General features: G+C 27.8%; 4 protein-coding genes. All 4 read left to right on the forward strand.

Annotation, left to right across the window (positions count from 1 at the left end; all coding sequences use genetic code 11):
- Window positions 1-234 precede the first annotated feature (234 nt).
- From HMPREF2782_RS09160 to HMPREF2782_RS09175, 4 genes are read left to right on the forward strand one after another with little or no spacing between them, the layout of a single operon-like run.
- Window positions 235-675 (forward strand): deoxycytidylate deaminase, encoded by a 441-nt coding sequence (locus HMPREF2782_RS09160; RefSeq protein ID WP_004838093.1) that lies wholly within the window; start codon window positions 235-237, stop codon window positions 673-675.
- Window positions 676-682: 7 nt separating this feature from the next.
- Entirely contained in the window at window positions 683-2,317 is a 1,635-nt protein-coding gene (locus HMPREF2782_RS09165; protein ID WP_070642584.1) for an ABC1 kinase family protein, read from the forward strand.
- 1 nt (window position 2,318) lies between these two features.
- The gene (locus tag HMPREF2782_RS09170) at window positions 2,319-3,017 is read left to right on the forward strand and encodes an acyl-ACP thioesterase domain-containing protein (protein ID WP_070642586.1); all 699 of its coding nucleotides are present in this window, start codon (window positions 2,319-2,321) and stop codon (window positions 3,015-3,017) included.
- Window positions 3,010-3,612: an HD domain-containing protein gene (locus tag HMPREF2782_RS09175; protein WP_070642589.1), complete on the forward strand. Its 603-nt coding sequence runs from the start codon at window positions 3,010-3,012 to the stop codon at window positions 3,610-3,612. Before HMPREF2782_RS09170 ends, HMPREF2782_RS09175 begins: the two co-directional genes overlap by 8 nt.
- The last annotated feature ends 1,138 nt before the right edge of the window (window positions 3,613-4,750 follow it).

The raw sequence follows: 4,750 nt of genomic DNA on the forward strand, positions 1-4,750 counted from the left end.
TCTAAATTTCAAAATTCTAAAATCGCAAACTCAAGCTACGCTCTCAAACAGTGCGATTTTTAACGAATTTTCAAATTTGAAATCATATCAATTTTTTCCGTATGATATTCTTAGCATGAGGATTTGAATACTTTACAAATTATATGGGGCTGAAGTCGATCTTCAGTCTTTTTGTGTGATTAAAATTTTAAATTTGGTAAAATAGAATAAAGATAAAAATTAAGGAGTGAAATTATGGCAAAAGATAGGTTGACTTGGAATGAATATTTTATAAAACTTGCTCACATGGTTGCTCTTAGGGGAACCTGCGATAGGGCTTATGTTGGTTGCGTTCTTGTAAATGGCGAAAATAGAATTATTTCTACAGGCTACAACGGTTCAATAAAAGGAAATCCGCATTGTGATGAAGTAGGGCATACGATGAGAGATGGTCATTGTATTGCAACAATTCATGCTGAAATGAATGCACTTTTGTATTGTGCAAAAGAAGGAATTCCTGTCAAAAATTCTATTTGCTATGTAACTCATTTTCCTTGCCTAAATTGCACAAAAAGTTTGATTCAAGCGGGCATTAAAGAAATTTATTATTCAAATGATTATAGAATTGATCCTTATGCAATAGAACTTTTGGAGAAAAATAAAATAAAATATGAAAAGATAGAAAATAGAAATTGAGAATAAAATGGGATACAAAAAAAGAAAACTTGAGATAATAAAAAAATTTATAAGTCTAAATATTATTTTGGACGGCAGAAAACTTTTGAAAAATAAGGGAGAAAATTCAAAAGATTTAAGCGAGCTTGAAAGTCATTTTGGCAAAAATTTGAGGAGCTTGTTTGAAGAATTGGGACCTGTTTTTGTAAAATTTGGACAATTATTATCTACAAGAAGAGATATATTTTCAGAAAATATAATTACAGAGCTTGAAAAATTACAAGATGATGTAAAAGAAGAAGCTTTTGAAAATATAAAAGAAGTTTTTTATGAAGAATTTTTAAAAGATATTTATGATGTCTTTGATGAATTTGAAAAAAAACCACTTGCATCAGGCTCAATTGCCCAAACTCACTTGGCAACTATAAAGGTTGGCTCTCTTGAGAGAAAAGTTGTTGTCAAAATTCAAAGAAAAGATATGGACAAAAGAGTTGTTGAAGATTTGAAAATAATGAATGATCTTTATAAAAAACTCGAAATAAAACTTGAAGAAATAAAATCTTTTAATTTTGGAGAAATTATCCAAGAATTTTCTCTTTCCCTAATTAGAGAAATTGACTTTGAAGTTGAAAAAAATAATATAAAAAAATACAGAAAATTAAATATTCAAAAAAAAGACCTCCTTTCTCCTGACGTCTATGATTCATATTCAAGCAAAAAAGTTTTGACAATGGAATATATTGACGGAAAATCTATAAGGTCAGTTTATGAAAAAAGGTCAGATATTAGAAAAGAATTAGCTGAAAAAATCATAGGAGCTTATGTAAATCAAATGTTTACTTATGGATATTTTCACGCTGATCCTCATCCTGGAAATATTTTTGTAGATGATAATTTAAATATTTATTTGATAGATTTTGGAATTGTGGGAAATTTATCGGAAAATTATCGCTATCAAATAATGAAAATATTTTTGGGAGCAAGTTTTAATGAAGTAAAACTTATAACTGATGCTATAATTGGCATGGGACTTTTGGAATTTGATTCCAAAAAAATTGGGGATTTTGAAAAAAGAATACAAAAACTTTTGGATAAATACATGGTAATGAGCCTAAATCAAATGAAACTTGCAGATTTGATTAGAGATTTTTATACGCTTTTGGTGGATTATTCCATAAAAATACCATCAGAGCTTACAAATTTTGCAAAAACAGTTTTGATTTTGGAAGGCTTAATCGAAAAATTAGTTTACAAAGAATCATTCCTAGAACTTGCCCTTCCAATAGCAAAATCTATGGTATTTAAAATTTTTAGTCCAGACTTAGTTTTGGATAGAATTAGACCAAAAATGTATGATACCTACTCATTAATAAAAGAATTTCCACAAACAACCCTAAATATTTTAAGGCAACTAGCAAGAGGAGATTTTAGGATAATCGACCAAAAAAGCGAAGAAGAAAGAAAGTCCTATGAAAAAACAGAAAATCAAAAAACACAAGCTATAATTTTTCTTGGACTTTGCCTAATAATCGCCTCATCACTTTTGGGCTTGGCATTTGTAGAGATTGACAAAAATATTTTAAAAGCACTCTTGGTAACAAGTTTATTTTTGGGATTTTTTATGACATTTGCTATAATCAAAAATATATACAGAAAGGAATAAAATGAGAAAAACAAAAGAATTTGAAGTAGAAAGATTTCTTGCAAATAGCGAGGGATATTTAAAAAATAAATATCTTTTGTCTTTAATGTTTGAAGTATCCTTTGATCAGGCACAAGAAGTAGAAGATGAAAAAATCATGGAAGATAAGAGGTGGATAGTTTATTCTTGGGATATAAAAATCAAAAAGCCGATAAAAGCAAAAGATAAAATAAAAATTACCACCTTTGCCATTGATATGAAAAAATTCTACGCTTACAGAAACTTTATCATAGAAAGAAATGATGAAGAAATTGTAGAAGCCTATTGCGTGTTTTTGCTTTTTGACCTTAAAAAAATGCGACCAATAAAAATTCCAAAAGAAATAGCAAAAGCCTACCAAAAAGAAAAAGCCATATATGAAGAAAAATCACACAAATATGGCGATAAATTTACAAATTTAGAAAAAATTCAAATAAGATATACTGACATAGACACAAATTATCATGTGAATAACGCATCTTATATGGATTTATTAAGAGAAATTACAAAAGTCAAAGACCAAGATATAGAATTTATAAATATAGTTTATAAAAATGAAATAAGAGATAAAAAATATATACTTGGAGAAAAATCCAAAAACAAAAATGAAATTTCATACAGATTTATAGACGATGACAAAAAAATTTATACCTACGGAAAGATAGTAAAAAGAAATGTATAAAGAAAATTACGGAAATATTCCAAACAAAGACAAAATAAATTATTATTTAATAGAAGATAACCAAAATATAGGAGCTTGGGTAAGAAGATCAAAAATTATAGGCAAAACAGCAAAAATGATGGCAAAAGAATTAGGGCTAGATAAAGACATAGCCTTTGCTTGTGGCTCACTTTTTGAAATTGGAAAAAAAGAAAATAAAAACAATTTAGAAAAAAATATAAGAGGATTTTATATTTTAAGAAAAGAATCATATTTTTTTCCAGCAAAAACCAATCTTAGCCATTCCTTTATAATAAAAGATATAGACTCCTATGTAGGAGAAGATAATCTAGAAGAAAAAGATAAAAAAATAATAAAAAATTTTCTCCTATCCCACACTTACACAGATTACGACAAACTAATCCAAGTGCTAGACAATTCAATCACAGATAAATATATAGGAATAGAAAAATATCAAAAATATTTAAAAGAAAAATACAAAAAAATACCATACGAAAAAGAAAGATTAAAAATATTAGAAAGCTACCAAAAATATTTTGAAAATAAATTAAAAAATCCAATAGAATATTATGTAAATAAAAATATAAAAAAATGAAACGACTCAAAGCAAATACGATTTGAAAGAGTCGTTTTTTGTTTGTATAAGCCCCCTCAGTTAGACTGGGGAGTCAGTATAGCTTTAGCAATGATAACCAAACAAAAATACCTCAGTGATATAATAAATTTGCGGTCTGCCAACTGCAAAATAAAAAAAGTCAATGAGGTATTAAATGACACTCATAGTTTATCACATACTAAATGGAGTTGTAAATATTACCATGATAGAGACCAATGAAATGGCTCTCTGCTTGGGATCTAAAAGGAAAGGAAAAAATGATTATGGAAAAGATGATGAATACAAAAACAGAGGGGAATACATTTACAAAGAAAATCTGTCAGATGACCTATGTTGTCCGTTATCATTTCGATGAATAGGCAAAGGAAACAATGTAGGAGAAGATCAACTGAATGATGGTTACAGAAGCAAGCCGAATGGCAGTGTATTAAAATTAGGTTGATGTAATTGAAGAAAAAATATGATATTATGAGAGTAACAAATTTGAATCTGTGGAGATGTTGAGATGATAAAAAAATACAAAATAGGTTTTGATATATGGGGATTGATTACTTTTATTATTATTATGATTCCCAATTTTATTTGGTTCGCAGTTCCAGAACCGAATGATATTTTAAGGGGAGAGTCAATTACAAAAACAGTAGATGTAATAGCATCTATATGTCAGGTGTTAATGGTAATGTCGTTATGTATATTCATTAATCAAGACCGTAAAAAAATAAGTATCACACGATTTATTATGGCCACAATTATTTGTTGTCTACTGTATTTTTTATGTTGGATATTTTATTATGTAGGTGTGACGAATGGCATTGTTATATTGGGTTTGACTATTTTTCCATGCTTGGTATTTCTGTTTTTCGCTATTGAAAGAAAGAATATGATTGCTGTTATACCTATTTCAATATTTATGGTATGCCATTTGATTTATGGAATAGTTAATTATATTATTTAAGAAACTTCAAGTTTGTAGAATACAAAATTTAATATGAAATGCGAGATAGAGCGTATGGAAATAATCTATACGTTCTATTTTTTTGCCTTTTTGAAAAAAGTGATTAAAAAACTATTGACATTTTGTTACTGGAGTAATAGAATTAAGGAGAACACTTAATCA

This window comes from Anaerococcus sp. HMSC068A02, assembly GCF_001811125.1.
Taxonomy (GTDB): domain Bacteria; phylum Bacillota; class Clostridia; order Tissierellales; family Peptoniphilaceae; genus Anaerococcus; species Anaerococcus vaginalis_C.

Excerpts from the sequence above, each read along its gene's own strand:
- HMPREF2782_RS09160 (WP_004838093.1), top strand. The coding sequence starts at position 235 with ATGGCAAAAGATAGGTTGACTTGGAATGAATATTTTATAAAACTTGCT.
- HMPREF2782_RS09165 (WP_070642584.1), top strand. The coding sequence starts at position 683 with ATGGGATACAAAAAAAGAAAACTTGAGATAATAAAAAAATTTATAAGT.
- HMPREF2782_RS09170 (WP_070642586.1), top strand. The coding sequence starts at position 2,319 with ATGAGAAAAACAAAAGAATTTGAAGTAGAAAGATTTCTTGCAAATAGC.
- HMPREF2782_RS09175 (WP_070642589.1), top strand. The coding sequence starts at position 3,010 with ATGTATAAAGAAAATTACGGAAATATTCCAAACAAAGACAAAATAAAT.